The organism is Cupriavidus alkaliphilus (assembly GCF_900094595.1).
Taxonomy (GTDB): domain Bacteria; phylum Pseudomonadota; class Gammaproteobacteria; order Burkholderiales; family Burkholderiaceae; genus Cupriavidus; species Cupriavidus alkaliphilus.
The window spans coordinates 62134-87611 of the sequence record NZ_FMAD01000010.1; the positions used below are offsets into that span (position 1 = coordinate 62134).

Genomic DNA, 25478 nt, shown 5'->3' on the forward strand with positions numbered 1-25478 from the left:
ACGCCGGCGCATCATGCTGGCTGTCGCGCAACATGCGGGGACCGGCGGCAAGGCCTAATCAGAGGACCCAGGTTTGCCCTTCGGGCGCCTTCGGACACCGGGCGCGCAGGCGCCGGCCGCAGGCCATGTGGCGTAGGCGTTGCCAAAGGTCGGTAACTCGCAATGATACCTTATAATTCTGGCTGCTTCGGGCGTTTACAGCCTGAAAATACCTGCAATTCTGACGACTCCGGGGCGCCCTCCGGCGCCCATGGTCAGGCCCCGGGCCGCGCGACGCAGCGGCCCCGTGAGCCAGCCGCCGGCGCAGCCCGCGCCACCCTTCGTATCTGAGTATCCGAGCATCGATCCACACGCCATGGCCCTCGACCTATCCGACGTCAAGCGCATTGCCCACCTCGCCCGCATCGAAACCAGCGATGACGAGGCCGCCCAGACGCTTGCGCAGCTGAACAACTTTTTCTCGCTGGTCGAGCAGATGCAGGCGGTCGACACCACCGGCATCGAGCCGCTGGCGCATCCGCTGTCGGCCGTGCGCGACATGGTCCAGCGCCTGCGCGAGGACGTGGTCACCGAAGCCGACCGCCGCGCCGACTACCAGCGCCCCGCGCCGGCCACCGAAAACGGCCTGTACCTGGTGCCCAAGGTCATCGAATGACCCTTGCCCGGCCCGTGCCGCCCCGCGCCGCCAGGCACGACACGGTCCGCCCGCCAGTACAACACCCCTGATGCCAACCGACTGTCATGCCCTTTTCCGCTGATTCCGTGACTTCCCTGCGCCAGCTTGCCGACGCCCTGGCCGCGCGCACCGTCTCCGCCGAGGAACTCGCGCGCGAGTTCCTGGCCCGCATCGAGCAGGCCGCCGCGCTCAACGCCTTTATCCACGTCGATGCCGAACTGACCCTGGCCCAGGCCCGCGCCGCCGACCAACGCCGCGCGCGCGGCGAAGCCGCGCCGCTGACCGGCGTGCCGGTCGCGCACAAGGATGTGTTCGTCACGCGCGGCTGGCGCGCCACCGCCGGCTCGAAGATGCTGGGCAACTATGAAAGCCCGTTCGATGCCACCGTGGTCGAGCGCATGGCCGCCGCCGGCATGGTCACGCTGGGCAAGACCAACATGGACGAGTTCGCGATGGGCTCGTCCAACGAGAACTCGCACTTCGGCCCGGTGCAGAATCCGTGGGACACCAGCCGCGTGCCCGGCGGCTCGTCGGGCGGCTCGGCCGCCGCGGTCGCCGCAGGCCTGGCGCCCGCCGCCACCGGCACCGATACCGGCGGCTCGATCCGCCAGCCGGCATCGTTCTCGGGCATCACCGGCATCAAGCCGACCTACGGCCGCGTGTCGCGCTACGGCATGATCGCCTTTGCCTCGTCGCTGGACCAGGGCGGCCCGATGGCCCACACCGCCGAGGACTGCGCGCTGCTGCTCAACGCCATGGCCGGCTTCGACCCCCGTGACTCGACCAGCATCCCGCCCGCGCAGGGCGGCGTGGACGAGGACTACACCCGCCTGCTGGGCCAGCCGCGCGCCGGCGCCACGGCCGAGCGTCCGCTGGCCGGCCTGCGCATCGGCCTGCCGAAGGAGTACTTCGGCAAGGGCCTCGCTGCCGACGTCGAGCAGGCCGTGCGCGCCGCGCTGGCCGAGTACGAGAAGCTGGGCGCGACGCTGGTCGAGGTGTCGCTGCCCAAGACCGAGCTGTCGATCCCGGTGTACTACGTGATCGCGCCGGCCGAGGCCTCGTCCAACCTGTCGCGCTTCGACGGCGTGCGCTACGGCCACCGCGCCGCCGACTACCGCGACCTGCTCGACATGTACAAGAAGACGCGCGCCGAAGGCTTCGGCGCCGAGGTCAAGCGCCGCATCATGGTCGGCACCTACGTGCTGTCGCACGGCTACTACGACGCCTACTACCTGCAGGCGCAGAAGATCCGCCGCATCATCGCCGACGACTTCCAGCGCGCCTTCGCCCAGTGCGACGTGATCATGGGCCCGGTGGCGCCGACGGTGGCGTGGAAGCTGGGCGAGAAGACCTCGGACCCGGTGCAGATGTACCTGGCCGACATCTTCACGCTGTCGACCAGCCTGGCCGGCCTGCCCGGCATGAGCGTGCCGTGCGGCTTCGGCGAGGGCAACATGCCCGTCGGCCTGCAGCTGATCGGCAACTACTTCGACGAGGCGCGCCTGCTGCAGGCCGCGCATGCGTTCCAGCAGGCGACCGACTGGCACCTGCGCCGCCCCGCCAAGGCCTGACCATGACCCGCACCCTGCTCCGCCTGCTTGCCGCCGCGGCGCTCGCCGCGCTCGTCGCCGGCTGCATCCAGCTGCCGATCATCGGCAAGCCCACGCCGATCGCCAGCCGCGACATCGACCTGGCCGGCGACTGCCGCCGCACCGAGGAAGACGGCTTCCGCGAAGACGCGCAGCTGCGCATCTCGGACAACAGCGTGCAGCAGTTGTCGTGGAAGCTGTGGGTCGGCAAGCGCGGCTCGTGCAGCTTCAACCTGGCCGACTTCCGCCAGACCCAGAAGAAGCCGCATATCGAGCTGCGCGCCAACGACGGCAGCGGCTGCAAGCTGATGGTGTGGCAGGATCCGCGCCGCGTCACGCTGGCGCACGCCAACTGCCAGCAGCGCTGCAGCCCGGGCATCTATGAGGAAGCCTGGCCCGTGATGTTCGAGCCGGGCACCGGCGCCTGCGCCCGCACGCGCTGAAGCCACTGTCGCCACTGAAACCACTGAAGCCGGCCATGGTCCACGCCCCCGCCACCACGCAACACGCGCCGCGCGCCGCCCGTCCGGCGCGCGCGTGGCTGCGCGCCGCGGTGGCGCTGGGGTTTAGCGCATGGCTGGCCGGCGCCGCGGCGCATACGCCGGATCTGCCGGCACCCGCGCTGGACGCGCCGGCACCGCTGACGCCGGCGGGCGTGCTGGCGCCCAACGCGGTGAGCCGCGCCGCGCCCGCCTCATCGGCAGCCGCCAGAACGGCAGCCGCGCCCGTGCCCGCGCAGCGGGTCCAGCTGCGCGGCGATGCCGCCACGCCGGCGCTGACCGCCTACTGGTTCCTGCCGCGCGAAGGCGCCACGCCGCGCGCGCTGCCGGTGGTGGTGGCGCTGCACGGCTGCGGCGGCCTGCTGGCGCAGCGCGCCGCGCGCGACGGCACCGCCGCAGCGGGCACCGACACCGCCGACGTTGCCGCGCTGCTGCAGCAACGCTACCGCGAATACGCGCACTGGCTCACCGAACGCGGCTACGCGGTGCTGATGCCAGACAGCTTCAGCGCGCGCGGCAAGCCGCACGGCATCTGCGCCGAACCCATCGACAACCGTGCCATCGACGACCGCACCCGTCGCGCCGACGCGCTCGCCGCGCTGCGCTGGGTGGCGCAGCAGCCCGCGGTCGACGCCGCGCGCATCGTGCTGCTGGGCTGGTCGAACGGCGCGCAGGCGGTGCTGGCCACCGTCGACGCCAGCCGCCCGTGGCCGGCCGGCACGCCGCAGGTCGAGCGCGCGGTGGCGTTCTACCCGGGCTGCAAGCGCGCGGTGCAGCAGCACAGCTTCCGCCTGCGCTCGCCCTTGCTGCTGATGATCGGCGGCGCCGACGACTGGACCCCGGCGACCCGCTGCGCCATGCTGCAGAGCGCGGTGCAGGCGCGCCAGCCGGGCGCGCGCTTCCGGCTGGAAATCTTCCCGGGCGCCTATCACGGCTTTGACGGCACCAGCGAGCTGCATCGGCGCACCGACGTGCCCGCTGCCGCCATGCGCAAGAGCCAGAGCGTCACGGTGGGCGGCGACGCGGTGGCACGCGTGGCCGCGCTGGCCCAGCTCGACTCCTGGCTGGCCAGTCCCGACCCCTGACGGCACACGAACACCAGACAGAACACCGGGGCGGCGCTGCCGCTCCCTTGCAACAGACAACACCGAAAGAACCGAACAGGAATACCGCCATGCAATGGGAAGTGGTGATCGGCCTCGAAACGCACGCGCAGCTGTCGACGGCCTCCAAGATTTTTTCCGGCACCTCCACCGCCTTCGGCGCCGAGGCCAACACGCAGGCATCGCCGGTGGACCTGGCGCTGCCGGGCGTGCTGCCGGTGCTGAACCAGGGCGCGGTCGAGCGCGCGATCCAGTTCGGCCTGGCGATCGGCGCCACCATCGCGCCGCGCAGCGTCTTTGCGCGCAAGAACTACTTCTACCCCGACCTGCCCAAGGGCTACCAGATCAGCCAGTATGAGATCCCGGTGGTACAGGGCGGCACCATCACCATCCAGGTCGAGGGCAAGCAGGGCGAGTCTTACGAGAAGACCGTCAACCTGACGCGCGCGCACCTGGAAGAAGACGCGGGCAAGTCGCTGCACGAAGACTTTGCCGGCATGACCGGCATCGACCTGAACCGTGCCGGCACGCCGCTGCTGGAAATCGTCACCGAGCCCGACATGCGCAGCGCCGCCGAAGCGGTGGCGTACGCCAAGGCGCTGCACTCGCTGGTGGTGTGGCTGGGCATCTGCGACGGCAACATGCAGGAAGGCAGCTTCCGCTGCGACGCCAACGTGTCGGTGCGCCCGGTCGGCCAGAAGGAATTCGGCACGCGCCGCGAGATCAAGAACCTGAACTCGTTCCGCTTCCTGCAGCAGGCCATCGAATACGAAGTGCAGTGGCAGATCGCCGAGATCGAAGACGGCCGCAAGATCCAGCAAGCCACCGTGCTGTTCGACCCGGACACCGGCGAAACCCGCGCCATGCGCACCAAGGAAGACGCGCACGACTACCGCTACTTCCCCGACCCGGACCTGATGCCACTGGAAATCGACGCCGGCTGGATCGAGCGCGTGCGCGGCGAACTGCCGGAGCTGCCGGCGGCGATGCAGGCGCGTTTCGTCTCGCAATACGGCCTGTCGGCGTATGACGCCACCATGCTGACCGCGACCAAAGCTTTCGCCGCCTACTACGAAGCCGTGGTCGCCGGCGCGGGCGCCGCCAGCGCCAAGCCCGCCGCCAACTGGCTGATGGGCGACGTGGCCTCGCAGCTCAACCGCGAGGGCATCGCCATCGACGCCGCACCGGTCACGCCGGCGCAACTGGCCAGCCTGCTCGCGCGCATCGCCGACGGCACGGTGTCGAACAACACCGCCAAGAAGGACGTGTTCCCGGCAATGTGGGCGGGCGAGCACGGCGGCGACGCCGACGCCATCATCGCGGCCAAGGGGCTGAAGCAGATGTCCGACAGCGGCGAGCTGGAGAAGATCATCGACGACGTGCTGGCCGCCAATGCCAAGTCGGTCGAGGAATTCCGCTCGGGCAAGGAAAAGGCATTCAATGCGCTGGTCGGGCAGGCGATGAAGGCGACCAAGGGCAAGGCGAATCCGGCGCAGGTGAACGAGTTGTTGAGGAAGAAGCTGGGCTGAGCCCGAGCGGTTCAACCTGCGCCGGTTTGCGCCCCTCTCCCGCTTGCGGGAGAGGGGCCGCGTTGTCGTGACGGGCAGTTCTTGCCTACATCCCCGCCCTTCCCTTCACCGTCTCCTCCAGCAGCGACCTCAGCTTCGCCAGCGATCCCGGGTCTCCACCCGCCGCGGAGCGCGCGTACCAGATCTTCGCCTGCTCGATATCCTGGTCGACCACGCCAGGCTCGCCGCGCTCGTAGAAGCTGCCGACGATGTACTGCGCGCCGCCATCCCCCGCGCTCGCCGCGCGCCGGTACCACGCAAACGCCTGCGCGTAGTCGCGCGGCACGCCGCGCCCGGTGAAATAGTTCGTCGCCAGTTCCATCTGCGCCTGCACATGGCCGCCCTGCGCCGCGCGCTCGTACCAGCGGTTCGCTTCTTCCAGCGATTTTGGCACCAGTTCGCCGCGCTCGTAGAGATCGCCCCAGGTGTATTGCGCGTGGGTCATGCCGTTGTCGGCCGCCTTGCGCAGCCACGCCAGCGCCTCTTGCGGCCGCGCGGCGGTGCCCTCGCCGCGCAGCAGCATCATCGCGTAGTTGAACTGCGCGAGGCGGTTGCCCTGGCGCGCGGCGCCGGCGAAACCGTGCAAGGCTTCATCGAAGCGGCCCGATTCGTAAGCCGCGACAGCGTCGCGGGTCTGCGCCTGCGCGGGAGCTGGCGGCTGCGGGGCGGCGGCGGCCGGAGGCAGGCACAGCCATGCGCTGAGGATGCCGGCCAGCACGGCGGCATGCGGGGAACGGGCTTTCGACATGGCGGACTCCGGGCGCTGGGCCTTCTCTGTTCCAGTTTAGGAGTCAGCCGGAGTACCGGATAGCGGCTGGATTATCGACGCGAATAATCAAGCAGCCAGCAATGACGACCCGATCATTCGTCGCGCTAATGGATACAAAGCCCAGCTCAGATCCAGCCCGCGCGGTGCAGCCGCCGCCACAGCGCGCCACACGCCACCGCGGTCACGCCAATCACCGCCGGATAGGCGTAGTGGACTTTCAGCTCGGGCATGAAATCGAAGTTCATGCCGTACAGGCTGAACACCACGGTCGGGATCGCCAGGATCGCGCCCCAGCCGGCCAGCCGCTTGACCACCTCGTTCTGGCCGACGGTCACCAGCGCCAGGTTGACCTGCACCGCCGTGGTCAGCATTTCGCGCACCACGTCGAGCGTGCGCACCAGCCGGCTGGCGTGGTCTTCGATGTCGCGGAAGTAGGCGCGCAGCTCCTTCGGCACCAGGTCTTCGTGCAGCCGGATCAACTGGCCGCACATGTCCTCGATCGGGCTGACCGCATTGCGCAGGCGCAGCACCTGGCGCTTGATCTGGTACAGGCGCTCGATTGCGGCGCGGTCGAATTCATCCCGGAAGATGCCTTGCTCCAGCGCCTCGAAGGTGTCCTCCAGGCGCGTGACGATGGGCAGGTAGTGGTCGACGACAAAGTCCATCAGCGCGTACAGCACGTAGCCGGGGCCGTTCGCCAGGCCGTGCGGGTCGTGCTCGCAGCGCTCGCGCACCGGCGCATAGGTGCTGCTGGCGCCGTGGCGCACCGAGACCACGTAGTTGGGGCCGACGAAGAGATGGGTCTCGCCGACCGCGACTTCGTCTTCCACCAGTTGCGCGGTGTTGAGCACCACGAACACCGAATCGCCATACGCCTCGAGCTTGGGGCGCTGGTGCGCGTTCGTCGCGTCCTCGACCGCGAGGTCGTGCAGGCCGAACGCCTGTTGCGCCTGGCGCAGCAGCGCCAGCTCAGGCTCGTGCAGGCCCAGCCAGATAAAGGTGCCGGGCACCGCCAGCACCGCCGGGATTTCCTCCATGCTCACCGTGCCGAGCCGCTTGCCCTGCCGGTAAGCCACGCAATTGACGATGGCGCCCATGGAAACTCCGCTGATCAGATGGCGCAATCGTAACAAGGCTTTGCACGATGCCCGCACGGCGCGGTTCCGCTGCCGCGCAAGCCGCGCCGGCCCCACTTGCGCCGCGCCACCGGCGTGCGCATGGAGCCCACGCGCCACCTGCGGTACATATCGATCCAATTGTTACAGTTCGCGACAGATACAACGTTAGAATGTGGCATTTCCACGGTCACCCGGCTATGTCCCAGAAGAAATCGCCACGCTTCGAGCTGCGCAGTGGCAACGTCGACGCCCTCCTTCTCGCCCTCCAGACCGCCGACATGGCTGCGCTGCGGGATGACCTCCTCACCCGCTTCGAAGCCACCCCCGACTTCTTCTCCAATGACGTGATCGCGCTGGACCTGCGCGCGCTGGAAGACGACAGCGAAGTCGCGCTCGGCACCGTGATCGACACGCTGGCCACGCTCAAGGCCCGCGCCATCGGCGTGGTGGCCCGTGCGGGCCAGCGCGAGTGGGCCGAGCGCTTCGGCCTGCCGCTGCTCGACAGCCAGTCCCGCCGCAGCGGCGCCACCGAGCGTGCCGCCGAGGCCAAGGCCGCTGCCGAACAGGCGGCGCGCGAGGAAGCCACCCGCGCCGCGGCGCAGGCGGCCACCGACGCCGCCGTGGCCGCCGCCATGCGCCAGACCCAGACCCTGCTGATCGACAAGCCGCTGCGCTCCGGCCAGCAGGTCTACGCGCATGGCGACGTGGTCATCATGGACGTGGTCAGCTACGGTGCCGAGGTCATCGCAGAAGGCAACATTCATATCTATGCCCCGCTGCGCGGCCGCGCGCTGGCGGGCGTCAAGGGCAACACCGCCGCGCGCATCTTCAGCACGTGCATGGAGCCCGAACTGATTTCCATCGCCGGCATCTACCGGACCGCGGAGCAGACGCTTCCGGCCGATGTGCACGGCAAGACCGCCCAGGTGCGCCTGGCCGATGAAAAACTGATCCTCGAAGCGCTGCGGCTCAAGTAACCGCTCGCCCCTCGGGACCGAATCGCAGAGAGCGCAAGCTTCAACTTATTACTGGACCAAAGAGCCATGGCAAAAATCATCGTTGTGACCTCCGGCAAGGGAGGCGTCGGCAAGACCACCACCAGCGCCAGCTTTGCCGCCGGCCTGGCCCTGCGCGGCCACAAGACTGCCGTGATCGACTTCGACGTCGGCCTGCGCAACCTCGACCTGATCATGGGTTGCGAACGCCGCGTGGTGTATGACCTGATCAACGTGGTGCAGGGCGAAGCCAACCTGCGCCAGGCGCTGATCAAGGACAAGAAGTGCGAGAACCTGTTCATCCTGCCGGCCTCGCAGACGCGCGACAAGGACGCGCTCACGCGCGAGGGCGTCGAGAAGGTGATCGACGGCCTGATCGAGATGGATTTCGAATACATCGTCTGCGACTCGCCCGCCGGCATCGAATCGGGTGCGCTGATGGCGATGTACTTCGCCGACGAGGCGCTGATCGTGACCAACCCGGAAGTGTCGTCGGTGCGCGATTCGGACCGCATCCTCGGCATCCTGGCGTCCAAGACCAAGCGTGCCACCGAGGGCGGCGAGCCGATCAAGGAACACCTGCTGATCACCCGCTACAACCCCAAGCGCGTGCATGGCGGCGAGATGCTGTCGCTGACCGACATCCAGGAAATCCTGCGCATCAAGCTGATCGGCGTGGTGCCGGAATCGGAAGCGGTGCTGCACGCCTCCAACCAGGGCACGCCCGCCATCCACCTGGAAGGCAGCGACGTGTCCGACGCCTACAGCGACGTGGTGGACCGCTTCCTCGGCAAGGACAAGCCGATGCGCTTCACCGACTACCAGAAGCCGGGGCTGTTCTCGCGCATCTTCGGCAACAAGTAACGGTCAAGGAGGGCTCACCCCATGTCGATCCTTTCCTTCCTGCTGGGAGAGAAGAAGAAATCCGCGTCGGTCGCCAAGGAGCGGCTGCAGATCATTCTGGCGCATGAGCGCACCGGCCATTCCGCCCCCGCCGACTACCTGCCCGCGCTGCAGCGCGAGCTGGTGGCGGTGATCTCCAAGTACGTCAAGATCGGCGACCAGGACCTGCGCGTCAGCCTGGAACGCCAGGACAACCTCGAGGTGCTCGAGGTCAAGATCGAAATCCCGCAGCACTGAGGACAGGACCCGGCAACGCCGGGTCCATGCACCTTCGGGGCTCCCCGCCCCGTCCCTGCTTCCACCTTCGCACCCCTCACGTGCGCCCCGCCGCCGCGCCAGCGCGCGGCTTCCAGGCCGTGCTGTATCGCTGCCGCAGCCCCCGAATGCAGAATTCTGTAGCGGCCAGACAACGGAATTGCACCAATTTCCTGCTTGAAAGCGCGGCTCCAAGGAGTTTTGTGTCCTTGTTCCTTACGTTTTGTTAAATTTTCGCGGCGTTTACACGAAACGTAGACCTTATCCCCGCCGTGATCCGGCGAAGGGCACAGTACAAGACAGAAAAGGAGCACCATGAAGAAATCGGCCATCGTCCTCGCAGCCGGCAGCCTGTTGGCAGGTTCGGCTTTCGCACAAACCTCCGTCACCCTGTACGGTATCGTCGACCAGAGCATCCGCTTCCAGACGAACGCGAACGCCAACAATGACAACTCGTGGGAACTGACCAACGGCGCCATCACCAACAGCCGCTGGGGTATGAAGGGCAGCGAAGCCCTGGGCAACAACCTGAAGGCGATCTTCCAGCTGGAAGGCGGCTTTGACCCGGATACCGGCCGCGCCAACCAGAACAACAGCCTGTTTGGCCGTCAGGCGTATGTCGGCCTGTCGGGCGACTTTGGCACGATCAAGCTGGGCCGCCAGTACACCGAAGGCTTTAACTTCTTCGGCGACTACGATCCGCTGACCATCGGCAACTACACCAACAACGCCTGGCCGTTCTTCCTGACCCAGTTCCGCAACAACAACGTGGTCAGCTACGCCGGCAAGTTCGGCGGCCTGGAGGTCGGCGCCAGCTACGGCTTCGGCGAGCAGCCGGGCAGCATGAGCCAGAACCAGTACTGGGGCACCCGTGCCGCCTACTCGTTCGGTCCGTTCGGCATCGGCGGCGTGTACCAGGAAGTCCGCGATATCAACGGCAACAAGCAGCAAATGTGGGGCGCTGCCGGTAAGTACGCCTTTGGCCCGGCCAAGCTGTTCGTCGGTTACATCGGCGGCAAGGACCGCACCGGCGTCATCGACAACGGCTTCCTGAACAACTCGGCTGCCGCTCCGGCACCGGGCGTGGTCGCCGCCGGCGCCGCCAGCAACCCGCGCAAGGACACCATCGGCTACATCGGCCTGACCTACCAGGCCACCCCGGCCCTGGCGCTGACCGGCGTGTTCTACGGCGACTACGTCGAGAACAAGAACGGCGTGAACAACAACAACGGCCGCCGCTACACCGGCGTGCTGCTGGCCGAGTACTCGCTGTCCAAGCGCACCCAGGTCTACGGCACGGTTGACTTCAACAAGGTTTCGGGCGGCACCACCACCGAAATGCCTGGCCGCAACAACCAGACCGGCGCTGCGCTGGGCATCCGCCACATCTTCTGATCGGGACCTGATCAGCAGTTCCTGGCAAAAGGCACCTTCGGGTGCCTTTTTTCATGGGCGCGGCCGGCGCCGCAGCCACAGGTACCAGCCGGCCTGCGCGGCAGCGCCCTGCATCGGCTGCAGCGGCACCAGCAGCCCGCCATGGCGCGCCACCACGCGCTGCGCGCACAGCAGCGCGGGTCCGGGACGGGCCAGTTGCGCGGCGCCCGAGTCATCGGGCTGGAACACGATCGACAGCGCCACGCCACCGGCATGGCCCCGGCACGCGGTGCGCAACGCCGTGCCAGGCGCCGCCGCGCCGATGGCGCTGGCCAGCAGCCATTCCAGCGTGCTGGCGAGCATCGCCGCGTCGCCGCCGATGCGCGGCAGGCGCCCGGCCGGGCGTTCCAGCCGGATCCCGGCCTCGCCGGCTTCGGACCAGACGCGGTCCAGCACTGCATCGAGCAGGGTTTCCATGGCGATCCGCCGCATCCGGTAGGCATGCCGGGTTTCGCGCAGCAGCCGGTTCAGGTCGTCGATATGGCGCAGCGAGCGGCGCGCATGGCCGCCCACCTGCGCCATCAGCGCCGCATCGGCCTGCGAGCGGGTCTGGCGCAGCGCCAGCCACGCCAGCAGCGACGCGTTGGGCTGGCGCAGGTCGTGGCCCAGCACATGCAGCAGCATGTCCAGCACGGCGGCCGGGTCGCGCACGTTGCTGCCGCTTGCTGGCGCCGGCACCGCAGGGGCGCCGCAGCTTCGTCGCACCAGCCGGCTGGCGCCCAGGCACAACGCCGCAGCAACCAGCGCAAGGCGCAACTGACGCGCCGTCATGCCGCGGCCCGCTCGGCATGTGCCACGCGCTCCAGCCGATAGCCATGCGTATAGACCGGGGTCAGCCGCATGCCGTGCTCGGCCTGCAGCCCCAGCTTGCTGCGCACGCGCGATACGTGGGTATCGATGGTGCGCGACATCGGCGAGATCTCGCGGCCCCAGACCGCGGCGGTGATGTGGTCGCGCGTGACGATGCGACCTTCGTGGCGGAACAGCAGCACGGCGAGATCGAACTCCTTGGGCGTCAGGCCGATCGGCTGCCCGTTGCAGGTGACCCGGCGCAAGGCGCAGTCGAAGGCGTAGTCGCCCAAGCGCAGCGGCGCGTGCGGCGATGCCTGCGCGGGATACGCGCGCCGCAGCAGGCATTCGATGCGCGCGGCCAGCTCGGCCGGGCGGATCGGCTTGACCATGTAGTCATCGGCGCCCGCGGCGAGCGCGCTGACGATATCGTGCTCGGCATCGCGGCAGCTCAGGAACATGACCGGGATGCGCCGGTCCAGGTGGGTGCGCACCCAGGCCAGCACCTCGCGGCCGGACAGGTCCGGCATCTGCCAGTCCAGCAGCAGCAGGTCGAAGCCGGCGTCGCGCAGCGCCAGCAGCAGGCGCCGGCTTTCGCTGAAGCTGACGCATTCGAATCCCGCGCTGGCGACGACCTGGCGGATCAGCGCCGCATCCGCGGGCGCGTCCTCGAGCGATGCAATGCGCGATGCCGTTTTCTTTCCCATGTTGCCTCCGACGTAGCTGGCCATCAGCGGGACATTTAATCCGGTGTCGCGGCCCGCCCGAATAGGAAAGCGCTCAATCTCGCCTTTCAACAATCTTTTACTTCTCGCCTCAGCGGGCCGCTCCTACCATGGGCTTCGCTGCGGGCCGACCCGTGCCCACGCAACCTGTTTGTCGAGCTGTGTCCACCCCGGCGGCGCACTGCGGTGCGTCCGCGCACAGGAGCCACGTCCGTGAAGATCGCCGCGCTGCAGGCGGACCCCACCCTCGCCGTCAGCATCGAACAGACCCTGCGCCTGAACGGCCACCAATGCACGCGCTACCTCAGCGGGCGCGCACTGATCGGCGCGCTGCGCGGCAGGTCGTTCGACCTGCTGATGCTGGATTGCGATACGCCGGGCCTGCCGGCGCTGGAAGTGCTGGCGTGGGTGCGCCGCACCTTGGGCAACGAGATGCCGGTGATGCTGACCGGGGCCTCGAACGAAGAAGGCTTTGTCGCCGCCTGCCTGGCGCAGGGCGCGGACAGCTACGTACCCAAGCCGCTGCGCAGCGCGGAACTGGCCGCGCGCGTGCTGGCGCTGCTGCGCCGAGCGCGGCCGGCCAGCGCCGACTGCGACCTGGAACACGGCCCGTTCCGCTTTGCCACCGCCGAGCGGCAGGTGTGGGTGCAGGGCAAGCCGGTGCTGCTGGCCCCGAAGGAATTCGACCTGGCGGTGCTGCTGTTCCGCAACCTGGGTTCGCTGGTGCTGCGCCAGACCATGGTCGACCAGGTCTGGCGCTATCACATGGACGCGGCCTCGCGCACCGTGGACAGCCACTTGTCGCGCGTGCGCACCAAGCTGGCGCTGTGGCCGCACAACGGCGTGCGGCTGTCGTCGGTGTACGGGCTGGGCAGCCGGCTCGATGCGGCCTAGCGCGGCCGCGGTGCCGGCGCCCGGCTGGTGATTCAGTCAGCCTTGATGCCGGCTTCCCTGACGATGCGGGCGTTCTCCGCGGACTCTTCGCGGATGGCCTTGGCAAACTGCGCCGGCGTGCCGCCGGTCGGCACTTCGCCGCCCTTGAGCAGGCGCTCATGGACTTCCGGCTCGGCCAGCGCCTTGTTCAGCTCGGCGTTCAGGCGGTTGATGATGGCCGCGGGCGTCTTGCCCGGCGCGAACACGCCGAAGGTGGAGGTGAGGTTGGCCTTGGGGTAGCCCAGCTCGGCCAGCGTCGGCACGGCGGGCAGGCTCTCCAGGCGCTTCGGCGCGCCCACCGCCAGCGCGCGCAGGCGGCCGGCCTGCATATGCTGGCTCAGCACCGGGCTGGCGTTGGTGCTCATCACCTCGAACTGGCCGCCGAGCGCATCGTTCATCTGCTGGCCCGCGCCCTTGTACGGAATCAGCACGATGTCGGACTTCGACTTCTGCTTGACCTGTTCCAGCACCACATGGCCGACGGTGCCCAGGCCCGAGGTGGCCCAGCGTACCGAGCCAGGCCTGGCACTGGCCTGGCCGACCACGTCGGCAAAGCTCTTGCCGCTGAAGGCGGAAGTCGCGACAACCAGCACCGGCGAGTACATCACGCTCATCACCGGCGCCACGTCCTTCTGCGGATCGTAGTTGACGCGTCCCACATGCGGATTCAGCGTCAGCGGGCTGGTCGCGGCGAAGCCAAGGGTGTAGCCGTCCGGCGCGGCCTTGGCCACCGCATCGATGCCGATGCTGCCGCCCGCGCCGGCCTTGTTCTCGACCACCACCGAGGTACCCATCTGCGCCGACAGGCGCTCGCCGAGCGCACGCGCGACGGTGTCGCTGATGCCGCCGGTGGGATAGGCGACGATCAGGCGGATCGGGCGGCTGGGATAGGCGTCGGCCGCGGCGGCCGTGGCGGGGGCCAGAGCGGCGGCACTGAAGGCGCACGCTGCGGCCAGCAGCGACGAGCGGAAGGGAATGGCCATGATGGGAAAGCGGGAGAGATTCGACGGAAGCGGCCGCGCGGCGGCAATGGGCCGGCGCGGCGCGGAACAGCCGCTATCTTAGCCGATCATGCGGCGTGCTCAGCGCTCCAGCGGCCGCTCCGGCACCCACGAGACAAAGAGCTCGTTGGCGCGGTCGTAGAGCCGCCAGCCCGTGCCGCAGTCGCGGCAGCAGAACGACAGCATGCTGTACGGCACCCCGGCGGCGCTCTGGGTGACTACCGGGGCCGTGCCCCGCAGCGCCAGGCAGGCCGGCGGCTCGCGCCGGCGCGGGTCGTCGGCCAGCGCCAGGCAGCGCTCGCAGGGCGGCGTGGCGGGGGCGGCGGAAGGGTCTGGGGCGGCTGGCATCGTCGGCGGGAACGGGCACGTCTGACTTGAGTGCCCGCCATGATGCCGCAAAATTCCGCCCGGCAGCAGCACCCTTCGCGGATGACATCAGGCCGTCTGCGCGCGCGCCACCGTGGCGGGCGCGGCCGCGCGCTGGCCAAGCCACACGCTGCCCAGCACCAGCAGCGCGCCCGCCGCCTGCACCGCCGTCAATGCCTGCCCCAGCACCAGGAAGCCGAGCACCGTGGCGCTGACCGGACTGAGCAAGCCCAGCGCCGCCACCGCCGCCGACGGCATGCGCCCCACCCCGCGGAACCACAGCGCGTAGCTGAAGCCGGCGCCGACAACGCTGAGCCACGCGTAGCCGAGCCAGTTGGCCAGCGTGAAATGCCCAGGCAGCGGTTCCAGCACCAGCGCGAACGGCAGCAGGAACAGCCCGCCCGCGCACAACTGCCATGCCGTCAGCACCAGCGGCGAGACCGGCGGCTGCCAGTGGCGCGTCAGCACCGTGCCCACCGCCATCGACACCGCTCCCGCCGCCGCCGCCGCCACCCCGACGGCATCCAGCCGCGCGGCCGGTCCGAGCACCAGCAACGCCACGCCCAGCAGCCCGCCCGCGCCGGCCATCCAGGCGGCCGGACGCGGTCGCGCCCCCAGCCAGGCCCATGCCAGCACCACCACGATCAGCGGCTGGATCGCGCCGACCGTGGCCGCCACGCCGCCCGGCAGGCGGTAGGCGGCGATAAACAGCATCGCCTGGAAGAAGCCGATATTGAGCACGCCCAGCACCGCCGCGCGCCACCACCAGCCGCCCCGCGGCAACTGCCTGCCGAAGGCAAGCATCGCCAGACCGGCCGGCAGTGCCCGGATCACGCCGGAAAGCAAGGGCTGCCCCGGTGGCAGCCACTGGCTGGTGACAAGGTAGGTGCTGCCCCAGATCGCCGGGGCCAGGCCGGTCAGCAGGATGTCCTTCAGGCTCGGACCGGCTGCGCCGGAAGTGGAAGTGGAAGTGCCATTCGCCTTCATGTCGATATTCTTGACGTCAAGATAATTCACTTTACGAAGGCGATCGATTGATGTCAAGATACTTCGATCCGTTTCGTTCTGCCGCCCTGCCCTGATGACCGCCCGCCGCAAATCCGAAGACCCACCCGACCATGTCGACGGCATCCTCGCCCAATGGGCGCGCGAACGCCCCGATCTCGATGCCTCGCCGATGGGCATCCTGGGGCGGCTGGGCCGGCTCAACCGTCATACCGGCCGGGCCATCGAGGCCGCGCTGGGCGCAACCGGGCTGCAGCCATGGGAATTCGATGTGCTCGCGACGCTGCGGCGGGCCGGGCCGCCCTATGCGCTGTCGCCGGGCGCGCTGATCGGCTCGCTGATGATCACCTCGGGCACCATGACCAACCGGCTCGACCACCTGGAGCGGGCCGGGCTGGTGCGGCGCGAGCCCAACCCGGAGGACCGGCGCGGGCTGCTGGTGGCGCTGACCGACGCCGGCCGCGAGCGCGTCGACCACGCGGTGGAGCTGCACGTGGCCAACGAGCACCGCCTGCTGGAAGGGTTGACCGCAACCGAGCGCGCGCAGCTGGCCGCGCTGCTGCGCCGCTGGCTGCGCATGTTCGAGCCGCCAGCGGGCGATGGCGGCGAAGGCAAGCCAGGCGACTGAGCGCCGCGCTTGCCGGAGGCGCCTCAGGCGCGCTGCGGACGCTCGCGCAGATCCGGCAGGAACACCGTCAGCAAGCCCAGCAGCGGCAGGTAGGCGCAGTACTCGTACACCGCGCGGATGCCGTGCGTATCGGCCATGCCGCCCAGCACCGCGGCGCCGATGCCACCCATGCCGAAGGCAAAGCCGAAAAACAGGCCCGAGACCATGCCGACCTTGCCGGGGATCAGTTCCTGCGCGAACACCAGGATCGCCGAGAACGCCGAGGCCAGGATAAAGCCGATGATGAAGGTCAGCACCGTGGTCCAGAACAGGCCCACGTGCGGCAGCAGCAGCGTGAACGGCGCCACGCCCAGGATCGAGGCCCAGATCACGCGCTTGCGGCCGATGCGGTCGCCGATCGGGCCGCCCAGGATGGTGCCGGCGGCGACCGCGAACAGGAACAGGAACAGGTGCAGCTGCGCGTCCTGGCGCGCCAGCGAAAAGCGCTCCATCAGGTAGAAGGTGTAGTACGAGGTCAGGCTGGCCATGTAGAAGTACTTGGAGAACACCAGCACCATCAGCACTACCATGGCCCGCACCACCACGCGCGTGGCCACCGGCCTGGCCGTGGCGCCGGCCGCCTTGCGCTTGCGCGCGCCCTGCGCCAGCTGGCGCGCGTACCAGCCGCCGATGCGCCACAGCACCACGATGCCCACCAGCGCCGCCAGCGAGAACCACGCCAGGCTGGCCTGCTGGTGCACGATCAGCGCGGCCAGCAGCGGGCCCATGGCGCTGCCGCCGTTGCCGCCCACCTGGAAGATCGACTGTGCCAGCCCGTGCTGGCCGCCCGACGCCATGCGCGCCACGCGCGACGACTCGGGGTGGAAGATCGACGAGCCGGTGCCGACCAGCGCCGCGGCCACCACCAGCACACCATAGGTAGGCGCGACCGACAGCAGCAGCAGGCCGGCCAGCGTAAAGGCCATCGCCACCGCCAGCGAATGCGGCTTGGGATGCTTGTCGGTGTACAGGCCCACCACCGGCTGCAGCAGCGACGCCGTGATCTGGTAGGTCATGGTCAGCAGCCCGATCTGGGTGAAGCTCAGGTTGAAGCCGCCCTTCAGCATCGGATAGATCGCCAGGATCAGCGACTGGATCATGTCGTTGAGGAAATGGGCGAAGCTGATGGCCGACAGCACGCGGAAACCGGTGCGTTCCGCCTGCGGTGACGCAGAAAGGGACGGGGCCAGGGATGGGGTCGCGGGGGCTGCGCCAGCCGGCGCGGAGTCGATGGTTGTGCTCATTGGCGGCTCTCGACAAACGGAAAGCGGCCAGCGGGGGCGCCGGCCGGGAAAGGATCTGAGCACCGATGCTAGCTGGCGCGCCCACGCCTGTCCTGCGAGAATAGGTCCGCAACCTTGGAGAAAAGGACATGGCGCGCGCCCCCCGCCCTCTTCCCGCCGCGGCACCCACCAGCCGCCGATCCCGGCAGCCGCTGCCCGATCCCACGCCCGAGACCCTGGCGCTGGGCGATACCTACGCCGATCCGCCGCCCTATTTCCGCTTCGACCGCAGCCCGCTGCCGGTCACCGCGATGGCCGCCGACTACCTGCCCGGCCACATGACCCAGCCGCACCAGCATCCGCACGCGCAGCTGATCCACGCGGTGCACGGCGTGATGGTGGTGGCTACGGCCGATGGCCAGTGGATCGTGCCGCCCACGCGCGGCATGTGGATGCCGGGCGGCACCACGCATTGGATCCGCATGGTGGGCCGGGTGCAGATGCGCACCGCCTATATCCGCCCCGATGCCGCGCCGGACCTGCCGCAGCGCTGCACCGTGCTGGGCATCTCGCCGCTGCTGCGCGAACTGATCCTGGCCGCGGTGGAGATTGCCCTGCCCTACGCGCCCGACACGCGTGACGCGCGGCTGATGCGGCTGCTGCTCGATGAAGTGATGCTGGTGCCGTCGCTGCCGCTGCACCTGCCGCGCCCGGCCGATGCCAGCCTTCGGCAGATCTGCGACGCCATCGCCGGCGCGCCCGACACCGCGCTGACGCTGGCGGACTGGGGCGCGCGGCTGGGGCTGGATCCCAAGACCATCCAGCGCCGCTTTGCGCGCGAAACCGGCATGACCTTCGGCCAATGGCGCCAGCAGGCGCGCCTGCTGGCCGCGCTGGAAAAACTGGCGGCCGGCAGCAAGGTGGTGGATGTGGCGCTGGACCTGGGCTATGACAGCCCGAGCGCGTTCGCCACCATGTTCCGGCGCCAGTTCGGCGTGCCGCCGAGCGCGTTCTTCCGCTAGGGCAATGCGGGCGCGAGGCGCAAGCCGTGCTCAGTTGCCCAGGTAGCGCTCCACCAGCCGCGTCCAGTAAGCGGCGCCAACGGTCAGGTTGTCGTCGTTGAAGTCATAGCCGGCGTTGTGCAGCAGCGGCTGGTTGGCGCCGTTGCCCAGGCGCACGAAGCAGCCGGGACGCTGCTGCAGGAAGTAGGCAAAGTCCTCGCTGCCGGCGATGCGCGCGGCGTGGTCCACCACCTTGCCGCCGCCGACCAGTTCCTCGGCCACCTGGCGCGCGAACTCGGTCTCGCGCTCGCTGTTGACCAGCACCGGGTAGCCGCGCACGTAATCGATCTCGGCCACCGCGCCATAGCCTTCGGCGTGCGAGGTGGCGAGCTGGCGGATGCGGTGCTCCAGCGCGGCCCGCACCTCGGGGCTGAACGAGCGCACGCTGAGCTCCATGCGCGCGTGGTCGGGGATCACATTGGGCGCGTGGCCGGCGTGCAGCGTGCCGATCGTGACCACCGCGGTTTCGTTGGGGTCGACATAGCGCGACACCACCGACTGCAGCGCCATCACCAGGCTGCCCGCCACCAGGATCGGGTCGACCGACTGGTGCGGCCGCGCGGCGTGGCCGCCCTTGCCGCGGATGGTGATGGTGACGGTGTCGCACGCGGCCATGAACGGGCCCGCGCGGAACAGGAATGTGCCCTGCTCCACGCCCGGATGGTTATGCAGGCCGAAGATGGCATCGCACGGAAAGCGCTCGAACAGCCCGTCGGCAAGCATGCGCTCGGCGCCGCCGCCAGCGCCGATTTCCTCGGCCGGCTGGAAGATCAGGTGCACGGTGCCGTTGAAATTGCGCGTGCGCGCCAGTTGCCGGGCCGCGCCAAGCAGGATCGCGGTGTGGCCGTCGTGGCCGCAGGCGTGCATGCGACCGGCATTGGCGCTGGCGTATGGCAGCGCGGTGCGCTCATGGATCGGCAAGGCGTCCATGTCGGCGCGGATGCCCACGCTATGGCCGCTCTCACCACAGCGCAGCGTACCCACCACCCCGGTGCCGCCCACGCCGCGCGTGACCGCGTAGCCCCACCCTTCGAGCAAGGTGGCGACCAGGCCGGCGGTGCGGACCTCTTCGAAGGCAAGTTCGGGATGCTGGTGGATATTGCGCCGGATGGCTTCGAGCTCGGCGCGGCTGTCGAGGGTATCGGCCAGCGCGCAGTATCGGTGCTTCAGCGATGAGGCGGGGGACTGAAGAGTGGCGCCGAGGTAAGACTCGATTTCGGGGGCGTGCTCGGACATGACGTTTTGCTCTCTGGCGAAACCTGTATAACCAGTATTTCACGCAGAAAAGGCGAGCGAAACGTCAGGCCCCGGATTTCCTGTAAAACCATGTAATCCGGCCGCTTTGTGCGCCGGAACTGTTGCCCTAATCGTACGCTTTGTGTGAAAACCAAACGCTTTGTATGAAAGCGTATCGATGGGGAACCCTTCCGGCGGCCGCGGTCACCGCTCGCCGTAGGCCACGACCCGCTGCGATTGCTCGCCCAGCCCGTCCACGCCCAGACGCATGGTGTCGCCGGCCTTCAGGAAGCGCGGCGGCTTGCAGCCCATGCCGACGCCGGGCGGCGTGCCGGTCGCGATCAGGTCGCCCGGCAGCAGCGTCATGAAGCGGCTGACATAGCTCACCAGCGTGGCCACGTCGAACACCATGGTGGCGGTGGTGCCCTGCTGCACGCGCTCGCCGTTGACCTCCAGCCACAGCCCCAGCGCCTGCGGATCCGCCACTTCGTCGCGCGTTACCAGCCACGGGCCGGCCGGGCAGAAGGTGTCGCAGCCCTTGCCCTTGTCCCAGGTGCCGCCGCGCTCGATCTGGAACTCGCGCTCCGAGACATCGTTGACCACGCAGTAGCCGGCCACGTGCTCCAGCGCCAGTTCGCGCGAGACGTTGCGCGCGGTGGTGCCGATGACCACGCCAAGCTCCACTTCCCAGTCGGTCTTGTGCGAGCCGAACGGCAGCATCACCGCGTCGTTGGGGCCATTGAGCGAGCTGTTGGCCTTCAGGAACACGATCGGCTCGGCCGGCAGCGGCATGCCGGCTTCGGCAGCGTGGTCGGCATAGTTCAGGCCAATCGCGACGATCTTGCCGAGTCCGGTCCAGGGCACGCCAAAACGCGCGCCTTCGATGACAGGCAGGGTCTGCGGGTCGATCTGCGCCAGCGCATCCAGCGCGGCCGGCGCCAGCTGCGCCGCATCGACATCGGGGATCACGCCGGACAGGTCGCGCACGCGGCCTGCCTCATCGATCATGCCAGGGCGCTCGGCGCCGGGATTGCCTACTCGAACCAGTTTCATCGTCGTCGTGGGGTGGTGTGTTCTTGGAAGGGGTTCAGGCGGATTGCTTGAGCGCGCCGTTGCGCGCGTGGCCCTCGGCCAGCGTTTGCGCCACCACGGTCAGCACTTCCCGGGCGGTGTTCTCGGAATGGCTGCGCAGCACCTGGGCCAGCCGCGGCCGGCCGGGTTCGCGCAGCGCGGCCATGATGGCCTCGTGTTCCTCGTGCGACTCCTGCCAGCGCAGGGTATCGGCGTTGGCGGCGCCGCGGGCCCGGTGCACCTTGCTCATCAGCGAGGCGTAGACGCTGGCCAGCACCGGGTTGGCGGCGCCGTCGATGATGAGCTGGTGGATCTCCTGGTTGATGCGGAAATAGTCGGTGCGCCGGCCAGCGGCATGGGCGTCGATCATGGCCTGGTGGCGCCGCTCCAGCTTGGCCATCGCGGCCGCGCCCAGACGCTGCGCCGCCAGTTCCCCCGCCAGCGCCTCCAGCCCGTGCAGGGTTTCGAAGGTGGCGCGCAGTTCTTCCAGGTCCAGCGGCGCCACGCGGTAGCCGATGTACTGCCGGTGCAGCACCAGCCCCTCGGACACCAGCACCTTCAGCGCCTCGCGCAGCGGCGTCTTGGACACATCGAAGGTCTCGCAGAAGGCCCGTTCGTCGATGCGCGCGCCGGGCGGCAGTTCGCCCTCTTCGATCATGGTGCGCAGCCGCGCGGCGATTTCGGCCGACATGCCAAGCGTGCGCAGGCGCGCGGAAGGGGAAAGCGTTTGTGTCACAGACGTCACCAAAATGGGGAAATGCACCACAGCAAGGCTACCACACCCCGAAATTGTGCATTCGCAACATCGTAAAATCAATGACTTACACGCGTAGTAATTACAGATTACGTATCCTATACTCCGGCCTGTTGCGCGACACCCATCAGAACTGCCTCAACCAAAGGACGAAAACAGGAGACGCCGTCATGCAGACGACAACGCGGGCAACAGCGCTGACCGAGGCCAAAACCTCGGTGCGCTGGAAGATTTTTTTGATGATGCTGTTTCTCATCGCGATCAACTACATTGATCGCGCCTCGCTGTCGGTGGCCATGCCGCTGATCGCCAAGGAGTTCGACCTCAGCCCCGCCATGCAGGGCCTGATCCTCAGTTCCTTCTTCTGGACCTACGCACTGATGCAGGTGCCGGGCGGCATGCTGGCCGACAAGTACAAGCCGCGCATCGTGATCGCGTGCGCCACCGTGTTCTGGGGCATTGCCCAGGCCGTGGCGGCATTTACCACCAACGCCACGCAGCTGCTGCTGACGCGCCTGGGCCTGGGCGCCGCCGAGGCGCCGATCTACCCGGCCGGCGGCAAGCTCAATGCGATCTGGATGACGCAGAACGAGCGCGGCCGCGGCGCCACGCTGCTGGACGGCGGCGCCCCGCTGGGCGCGGCCCTGGGCGCGATCATCATTACCTGGCTGATCGCCGCGCTGGACTCGTGGCGGCTGGCCTATATCGTCGCCGGCGTCGGCACGGTGCTGGCCGGCATAGTGGCCTGGTACTACGTGCGCAACTCCCCGCGCGAGCACCGCGGCGTCAACGAACTGGAAGCGCGCTACATCGAGGAAGCCCTGGCCAATGAGCACCGCGCCGAGCCGGCCAACCTGTCGGGCCGCTCGCTCGACTTCTTCAAGTACCGCTCGGTGTGGTGCATGGCGATCGGCTGGATGTGCTTCAACACCGTGTTCTACGGCCTGCTGACCTGGATGCCCAACTACCTGAACAAGGTGCACGGCTTCGACATCAAGCAGATGGGCGGCGCCAGCTTCATCATCTTCTTCAGCGGCTTCGTCGGCGAACTGATCGGCGGCTGGATCGCCGACAAATGGAAGGAAGCCGGCGGCCGGCCCAACGTGGTGATGCGCACGCTGTTCGGCATCGCCGCGGTGGTGGCGACGGCGTCGATCTTCTCGGTGGCCTACGTCACCGACCCGGTGGTGGTGGTCGTGCTGCTGTCTTCCACGCTGTTCTTCCTGCGCTGGTGCGGCCTGTTCTGGTGCGTGCCGTCGATGCTGGGCACGCGCAACAAGGTCGGCTTCCTGGGCGGCGTGATGAACCTGGGCGGCAATATCGGCGGCATCTCGGTGCCGATCATCGTCGGCATGATCGTGCAGTTCACCGGCTCGTACTTCCTGGCGCTGATGTTCTTCGCCGCGGCCGGCGTGGGCCTGCTGCTGGCTTCCACCGCGATCGACTACGAGACTAAGATCCCGGTCTGAAGACCCGTCGGATCACCGAGTTCCGCAAGACCAACAAACCCGCGACAGGCGCCGGCAACGTCCCGGCGCCCGCACTCACTCCTGAGACAGAACCACAATGACCAAGCAAATCCGACTCGGCATGCTGACGCCGTCTTCCAACACCGCGCTCGAACCCATCACCAGCGCGATGGTGGCCGGCCTGCCCAATGTCAGCGCCCATTTCTCGCGCTTCACCGTTACCGAGATCTCGCTGCGCGACCAGGCCCTGGGCCAGTTCAACCTCGACAAGATCCTGGCCGCGGCCAGCCTGCTGGCCGACGCGCGCGTCGATGTCATCGCGTGGAACGGGACCTCTTCCGGCTGGCTCGGCTTCGACAAGGACGAAGCGCTGTGCAAACAGATCACCGAAGCCACCGGCATCCCGGCCACCACCTCGGTGCTGGCGCTCAACGAGATCCTGGAAAAGACCGGCGCGCGCAACTTCGGCCTGGCCACACCGTACCTGGACGACGTGCAGCAGCGCATCATCGCCAACTATGAGCGCAGCGGCTTCCATTGCGTGGCGGAGAGCCACCTGGACCTGCACGTGAACTACAGCTTCGCCGAGGTCGAGGAAGACACCATCCGCGAGATGGTGCGCGGCCTGGCGCAGCACCAGCCGCAGGCCATTACCACGTTCTGCACCAACCTGCGCGCCGCGCACCTGGCCGAAGAACTGGAAGCCGAAACCGGCATCCCGCTGTACGACACGATCTCGACGGTGGTATGGAAGTCGCTGCGCCTGTGCGGCGTGGATACGCGCGAGCTGCGCGGCTGGGGCCGCCTGTTCCGCGAAGTCGAGTAAGCCGGGACAGCCATCGTCCTGTGCAGATCTGCAATGCGCGTCCGCAAGGACGCGCATTGCTGCATAAGGGGCCCGATCCTAGACTGCCTGCACGGCCGCCGCATGGCGTGGCGGCCAGGCAACCACCACAGGATCGCGATGAAGCTCTACTACACTCCGGGCGTCTGCTCGATGGCCGTCCATATCGCCCTGCGCGAAGCCGGCCTGCCGGTCACGCTGGCCAGGGTCGACCTGCACACCCACAAGCTGGCCGTGCCCGAGAACGACACCGACGACTACTACACCATCAACCCGCGCGGCTACGTGCCGCTGCTGCAGCTGGACGACGGCTCGCGCCACACCGAGGTGGCGTCGCTGCTGCAGTACATCGCCGACCTCGTTCCCGAACGCAAGCTGCTGCCTGCGGCCGGCACCCGCGAGCGCCTCGAAGCCACCGGCTGGATCACGCTGGTCTCGACCGAATTGCACAAGGTGTTCAGCCCCTGGCTGTGGCACAAGGAAACCGCGCAAAGCACGCAGGACGAATGCAAAGCCAGGCTGCAGCGCCGCTTCGCTGAATTCGACCAGCACCTGCAAACCCGCCAGTACCTGACCGGCGACACCTTTACGGTGGCCGATGCGTACTGCTTCACCATCGTCGGCTGGGCCCGCATCCTGAAGCTGCCGCTCAATGACTACCCGGCGCTGCAGCAATACCTGTCGCGGGTTGCGGCGCGGCCCGCGGTGCAGGAAGCGATGCGAGCCGAAGGGCTGGTGCGCGACTAAGCCCGGCCGCGCGGCGGATCGCTGCTCAGCGCGGCGCGGCGAGCAGCGATTCGATCCTCGCCACCAGTTCCTTGTCGTCCGGCGCGGTGCGGCTGCCGTAGCTGGCCACCACCTTGCCGTCGCGGCCGATCAGGTATTTGTAGAAGTTCCATTTCGGCGCGGTGCCGGTCTGCTTGGCCAGCAGCGCGTACATCGGGTTGGCCTCGCTGCCGCGCACATGCGATTTGCCCAGCATCGGGAACTTGACGCCGTAGGTGTTGTAGCAGAAGTCCGCGATCTCTTTCTGCGAGCCCGGCTCCTGCGAGAAGTCGTTGGACGGGAAGCCCAGCACCACCAGGCCGCGCGCGTTGTACTTCGCGTACAGCGCCTCGAGCCCTTCGTACTGCGGCGTGAAACCGCAATAGCTCGCGGTATTGACCACCAGCACCACCTTGCCCGCGTACTGGCACAGGTTCTGCGGCGCATCGTCCTGCAGGCGCGGGAAGGTGAAATTGAGCGATGCCGGGCAGGTGCCAGCGGCGACGGGCGTGGCAGGCTTGTCGGCTGCGCGCAGCGGTGCCGGCAACAGGGCCGCGCTGGCGGCTGCCAGGGTGAAGGCGGCAGCCAGGGGAACGGACAGGCGGAAAGGCAGGGGGCGACGGCTCATGGCGACGGGGCTCCGGTGGTCGGCTCGCTGG

Annotated in this window: 27 protein-coding genes; 15 read left to right on the forward strand and 12 right to left on the reverse strand. The window is 68.5% G+C overall.

Going from position 1 to position 25478, the window contains the following annotated elements; translation table 11 throughout:
* The first annotated feature begins 355 nt into the window (after positions 1–355).
* From gatC to gatB, 5 genes are all read left to right on the forward strand, one after another.
* Entirely contained in the window at positions 356–655 is a 300-nt protein-coding gene (gatC, locus tag GA0116996_RS20365; RefSeq protein WP_018006687.1) for an Asp-tRNA(Asn)/Glu-tRNA(Gln) amidotransferase subunit GatC, read from the forward strand.
* Positions 656–741: 86 nt separating this feature from the next.
* Positions 742–2247: an Asp-tRNA(Asn)/Glu-tRNA(Gln) amidotransferase subunit GatA gene (gene gatA / locus GA0116996_RS20370; RefSeq protein WP_092315238.1), complete on the forward strand. Its 1506-nt coding sequence runs from the start codon at positions 742–744 to the stop codon at positions 2245–2247.
* Between the two features lie 2 nt (positions 2248–2249).
* Positions 2250–2708 (forward strand): hypothetical protein, encoded by a 459-nt coding sequence (locus tag GA0116996_RS20375; RefSeq protein ID WP_092315240.1) that lies wholly within the window; start codon positions 2250–2252, stop codon positions 2706–2708.
* 35 nt (positions 2709–2743) lie between these two features.
* The gene (locus tag GA0116996_RS20380; RefSeq protein WP_092315242.1) at positions 2744–3850 is read left to right on the forward strand and encodes a dienelactone hydrolase family protein; all 1107 of its coding nucleotides are present in this window, start codon (positions 2744–2746) and stop codon (positions 3848–3850) included.
* A gap of 89 nt (positions 3851–3939) precedes the next feature.
* Positions 3940–5397, forward strand: coding sequence for an Asp-tRNA(Asn)/Glu-tRNA(Gln) amidotransferase subunit GatB (gatB, locus tag GA0116996_RS20385; RefSeq protein WP_092315244.1), 1458 nt, complete (start codon positions 3940–3942; stop codon positions 5395–5397).
* Between the two features lie 85 nt (positions 5398–5482).
* Here gatB and GA0116996_RS20390 read toward each other — a convergent pair whose 3' ends face one another.
* Positions 5483–6184, reverse strand: coding sequence for a tetratricopeptide repeat protein (locus tag GA0116996_RS20390; protein ID WP_092315246.1), 702 nt, complete (start codon positions 6182–6184; stop codon positions 5483–5485).
* Positions 6185–6330: 146 nt separating this feature from the next.
* A complete protein-coding gene (locus GA0116996_RS20395; RefSeq protein ID WP_092315248.1) occupies positions 6331–7302 on the reverse strand; it encodes a magnesium and cobalt transport protein CorA in 972 nt (323 codons plus the stop codon).
* A gap of 218 nt (positions 7303–7520) precedes the next feature.
* On the opposite strand from GA0116996_RS20395, the gene minC reads away from it, so the two are divergent.
* The 4 genes from minC to GA0116996_RS20415 all read left to right on the forward strand — a co-directional run bounded on the left by minC (position 7521) and on the right by GA0116996_RS20415 (position 10871).
* Positions 7521–8300 (forward strand): septum site-determining protein MinC, encoded by a 780-nt coding sequence (gene minC, locus GA0116996_RS20400; RefSeq protein WP_092315250.1) that lies wholly within the window; start codon positions 7521–7523, stop codon positions 8298–8300.
* A 66-nt stretch (positions 8301–8366) separates the two neighbouring features.
* On the forward strand, positions 8367–9182 hold the full coding sequence (gene minD, locus GA0116996_RS20405; RefSeq protein WP_018006695.1) for a septum site-determining protein MinD: 816 nt from the start codon (positions 8367–8369) through the stop codon (positions 9180–9182).
* A 21-nt stretch (positions 9183–9203) separates the two neighbouring features.
* Positions 9204–9458, forward strand: a complete 255-nt coding sequence (gene minE / locus GA0116996_RS20410; protein WP_012351386.1) for a cell division topological specificity factor MinE — start codon at positions 9204–9206, stop codon at positions 9456–9458.
* A 333-nt stretch (positions 9459–9791) separates the two neighbouring features.
* The gene (locus tag GA0116996_RS20415; protein WP_092315252.1) at positions 9792–10871 is read left to right on the forward strand and encodes a porin; all 1080 of its coding nucleotides are present in this window, start codon (positions 9792–9794) and stop codon (positions 10869–10871) included.
* 51 nt (positions 10872–10922) lie between these two features.
* Here GA0116996_RS20415 and GA0116996_RS20420 read toward each other — a convergent pair whose 3' ends face one another.
* Positions 10923–11681, reverse strand: a complete 759-nt coding sequence (locus GA0116996_RS20420) for a sensor histidine kinase (RefSeq protein ID WP_092315254.1) — start codon at positions 11679–11681, stop codon at positions 10923–10925.
* On the reverse strand, positions 11678–12406 hold the full coding sequence (locus GA0116996_RS20425; protein ID WP_092315550.1) for a response regulator transcription factor: 729 nt from the start codon (positions 12404–12406) through the stop codon (positions 11678–11680). The genes GA0116996_RS20420 and GA0116996_RS20425 overlap by 4 nt, the downstream gene beginning before the upstream one ends.
* 231 nt (positions 12407–12637) lie before the next feature.
* Between GA0116996_RS20425 and GA0116996_RS20430 the strand changes: the two genes are divergently transcribed.
* Positions 12638–13318 carry a response regulator transcription factor gene (locus GA0116996_RS20430; RefSeq protein ID WP_092315256.1) on the forward strand — a complete coding sequence of 227 codons (681 nt, stop codon included), beginning with the start codon at positions 12638–12640 and terminating at the stop codon, positions 13316–13318.
* 32 nt (positions 13319–13350) lie between these two features.
* On the opposite strand, the gene GA0116996_RS20435 is transcribed toward GA0116996_RS20430, so the two are convergent.
* The 3 genes from GA0116996_RS20435 to GA0116996_RS20445 form a co-directional block, all read right to left on the reverse strand.
* Positions 13351–14340, reverse strand: a complete 990-nt coding sequence (locus GA0116996_RS20435) for a Bug family tripartite tricarboxylate transporter substrate binding protein (RefSeq protein ID WP_092315258.1) — start codon at positions 14338–14340, stop codon at positions 13351–13353.
* 99 nt (positions 14341–14439) lie between these two features.
* Complete coding sequence (locus GA0116996_RS20440) at positions 14440–14706, reverse strand: hypothetical protein (RefSeq protein ID WP_092315260.1); 267 nt, start codon at positions 14704–14706, stop codon at positions 14440–14442.
* An 87-nt stretch (positions 14707–14793) separates the two neighbouring features.
* Complete coding sequence (locus GA0116996_RS20445) at positions 14794–15711, reverse strand: EamA family transporter (RefSeq protein WP_092315552.1); 918 nt, start codon at positions 15709–15711, stop codon at positions 14794–14796.
* Positions 15712–15805: 94 nt separating this feature from the next.
* On the opposite strand from GA0116996_RS20445, the gene GA0116996_RS20450 reads away from it, so the two are divergent.
* On the forward strand, positions 15806–16357 hold the full coding sequence (locus tag GA0116996_RS20450) for a MarR family winged helix-turn-helix transcriptional regulator (RefSeq protein ID WP_092315262.1): 552 nt from the start codon (positions 15806–15808) through the stop codon (positions 16355–16357).
* A gap of 23 nt (positions 16358–16380) precedes the next feature.
* Here GA0116996_RS20450 and GA0116996_RS20455 read toward each other — a convergent pair whose 3' ends face one another.
* The gene (locus GA0116996_RS20455; protein WP_244159928.1) at positions 16381–17640 is read right to left on the reverse strand and encodes an MFS transporter; all 1260 of its coding nucleotides are present in this window, start codon (positions 17638–17640) and stop codon (positions 16381–16383) included.
* Between the two features lie 128 nt (positions 17641–17768).
* Between GA0116996_RS20455 and GA0116996_RS20460 the strand changes: the two genes are divergently transcribed.
* Positions 17769–18641: an AraC family transcriptional regulator gene (locus tag GA0116996_RS20460; protein ID WP_208601263.1), complete on the forward strand. Its 873-nt coding sequence runs from the start codon at positions 17769–17771 to the stop codon at positions 18639–18641.
* A 30-nt stretch (positions 18642–18671) separates the two neighbouring features.
* Here the strand turns inward: GA0116996_RS20460 and GA0116996_RS20465 are convergent, their stop codons facing one another.
* The 3 genes from GA0116996_RS20465 to GA0116996_RS20475 all read right to left on the reverse strand — a co-directional run bounded on the left by GA0116996_RS20465 (position 18672) and on the right by GA0116996_RS20475 (position 21723).
* Positions 18672–19916, reverse strand: coding sequence for a M20 aminoacylase family protein (locus tag GA0116996_RS20465; RefSeq protein WP_092315264.1), 1245 nt, complete (start codon positions 19914–19916; stop codon positions 18672–18674).
* A 204-nt stretch (positions 19917–20120) separates the two neighbouring features.
* Complete coding sequence (locus tag GA0116996_RS20470) at positions 20121–20969, reverse strand: fumarylacetoacetate hydrolase family protein (RefSeq protein WP_092315266.1); 849 nt, start codon at positions 20967–20969, stop codon at positions 20121–20123.
* Positions 20970–21003: 34 nt separating this feature from the next.
* Entirely contained in the window at positions 21004–21723 is a 720-nt protein-coding gene (locus GA0116996_RS20475) for a GntR family transcriptional regulator (protein ID WP_181925741.1), read from the reverse strand.
* Between the two features lie 188 nt (positions 21724–21911).
* On the opposite strand from GA0116996_RS20475, the gene GA0116996_RS20480 reads away from it, so the two are divergent.
* The 3 genes from GA0116996_RS20480 to gstA all read left to right on the forward strand — a co-directional run bounded on the left by GA0116996_RS20480 (position 21912) and on the right by gstA (position 24801).
* The gene (locus GA0116996_RS20480; protein ID WP_092315270.1) at positions 21912–23210 is read left to right on the forward strand and encodes an MFS transporter; all 1299 of its coding nucleotides are present in this window, start codon (positions 21912–21914) and stop codon (positions 23208–23210) included.
* Positions 23211–23307: 97 nt separating this feature from the next.
* Positions 23308–24036, forward strand: coding sequence for a maleate cis-trans isomerase family protein (locus GA0116996_RS20485; RefSeq protein WP_018314317.1), 729 nt, complete (start codon positions 23308–23310; stop codon positions 24034–24036).
* 138 nt (positions 24037–24174) lie between these two features.
* Positions 24175–24801, forward strand: coding sequence for a glutathione transferase GstA (gene gstA / locus GA0116996_RS20490; protein ID WP_092315272.1), 627 nt, complete (start codon positions 24175–24177; stop codon positions 24799–24801).
* A 25-nt stretch (positions 24802–24826) separates the two neighbouring features.
* On the opposite strand, the gene GA0116996_RS20495 is transcribed toward gstA, so the two are convergent.
* Positions 24827–25447 carry a glutathione peroxidase gene (locus tag GA0116996_RS20495; protein ID WP_092315274.1) on the reverse strand — a complete coding sequence of 207 codons (621 nt, stop codon included), beginning with the start codon at positions 25445–25447 and terminating at the stop codon, positions 24827–24829.
* Positions 25448–25478 lie beyond the last annotated feature (31 nt).

Bases quoted from the DNA above. Each gene is read 5' to 3' on its own strand.
- gatB (WP_092315244.1), top strand. From the start codon at position 3,940: ATGCAATGGGAAGTGGTGATCGGCCTCGAAACGCACGCGCAGCTGTCG.
- GA0116996_RS20485 (WP_018314317.1), top strand. From the start codon at position 23,308: ATGACCAAGCAAATCCGACTCGGCATGCTGACGCCGTCTTCCAACACC.
- GA0116996_RS20495 (WP_092315274.1), bottom strand. From the start codon at position 25,447: ATGAGCCGTCGCCCCCTGCCTTTCCGCCTGTCCGTTCCCCTGGCTGCC.
- GA0116996_RS20380 (WP_092315242.1), top strand. From the start codon at position 2,744: ATGGTCCACGCCCCCGCCACCACGCAACACGCGCCGCGCGCCGCCCGT.
- GA0116996_RS20480 (WP_092315270.1), top strand. From the start codon at position 21,912: ATGCAGACGACAACGCGGGCAACAGCGCTGACCGAGGCCAAAACCTCG.
- GA0116996_RS20445 (WP_092315552.1), bottom strand. From the start codon at position 15,711: ATGAAGGCGAATGGCACTTCCACTTCCACTTCCGGCGCAGCCGGTCCG.
- gatA (WP_092315238.1), top strand. From the start codon at position 742: ATGCCCTTTTCCGCTGATTCCGTGACTTCCCTGCGCCAGCTTGCCGAC.
- GA0116996_RS20375 (WP_092315240.1), top strand. From the start codon at position 2,250: ATGACCCGCACCCTGCTCCGCCTGCTTGCCGCCGCGGCGCTCGCCGCG.
- GA0116996_RS20440 (WP_092315260.1), bottom strand. From the start codon at position 14,706: ATGCCAGCCGCCCCAGACCCTTCCGCCGCCCCCGCCACGCCGCCCTGC.
- minC (WP_092315250.1), top strand. From the start codon at position 7,521: ATGTCCCAGAAGAAATCGCCACGCTTCGAGCTGCGCAGTGGCAACGTC.
- GA0116996_RS20415 (WP_092315252.1), top strand. From the start codon at position 9,792: ATGAAGAAATCGGCCATCGTCCTCGCAGCCGGCAGCCTGTTGGCAGGT.
- GA0116996_RS20395 (WP_092315248.1), bottom strand. From the start codon at position 7,302: ATGGGCGCCATCGTCAATTGCGTGGCTTACCGGCAGGGCAAGCGGCTC.
- GA0116996_RS20455 (WP_244159928.1), bottom strand. From the start codon at position 17,640: ATGAGCACAACCATCGACTCCGCGCCGGCTGGCGCAGCCCCCGCGACC.
- minE (WP_012351386.1), top strand. From the start codon at position 9,204: ATGTCGATCCTTTCCTTCCTGCTGGGAGAGAAGAAGAAATCCGCGTCG.
- minD (WP_018006695.1), top strand. From the start codon at position 8,367: ATGGCAAAAATCATCGTTGTGACCTCCGGCAAGGGAGGCGTCGGCAAG.
- GA0116996_RS20435 (WP_092315258.1), bottom strand. From the start codon at position 14,340: ATGGCCATTCCCTTCCGCTCGTCGCTGCTGGCCGCAGCGTGCGCCTTC.
- GA0116996_RS20390 (WP_092315246.1), bottom strand. From the start codon at position 6,184: ATGTCGAAAGCCCGTTCCCCGCATGCCGCCGTGCTGGCCGGCATCCTC.
- GA0116996_RS20465 (WP_092315264.1), bottom strand. From the start codon at position 19,916: ATGTCCGAGCACGCCCCCGAAATCGAGTCTTACCTCGGCGCCACTCTT.
- GA0116996_RS20450 (WP_092315262.1), top strand. From the start codon at position 15,806: ATGACCGCCCGCCGCAAATCCGAAGACCCACCCGACCATGTCGACGGC.
- gstA (WP_092315272.1), top strand. From the start codon at position 24,175: ATGAAGCTCTACTACACTCCGGGCGTCTGCTCGATGGCCGTCCATATC.
- GA0116996_RS20420 (WP_092315254.1), bottom strand. From the start codon at position 11,681: ATGACGGCGCGTCAGTTGCGCCTTGCGCTGGTTGCTGCGGCGTTGTGC.
- GA0116996_RS20470 (WP_092315266.1), bottom strand. From the start codon at position 20,969: ATGAAACTGGTTCGAGTAGGCAATCCCGGCGCCGAGCGCCCTGGCATG.
- GA0116996_RS20425 (WP_092315550.1), bottom strand. From the start codon at position 12,406: ATGGGAAAGAAAACGGCATCGCGCATTGCATCGCTCGAGGACGCGCCC.
- GA0116996_RS20460 (WP_208601263.1), top strand. From the start codon at position 17,769: ATGGCGCGCGCCCCCCGCCCTCTTCCCGCCGCGGCACCCACCAGCCGC.
- gatC (WP_018006687.1), top strand. From the start codon at position 356: ATGGCCCTCGACCTATCCGACGTCAAGCGCATTGCCCACCTCGCCCGC.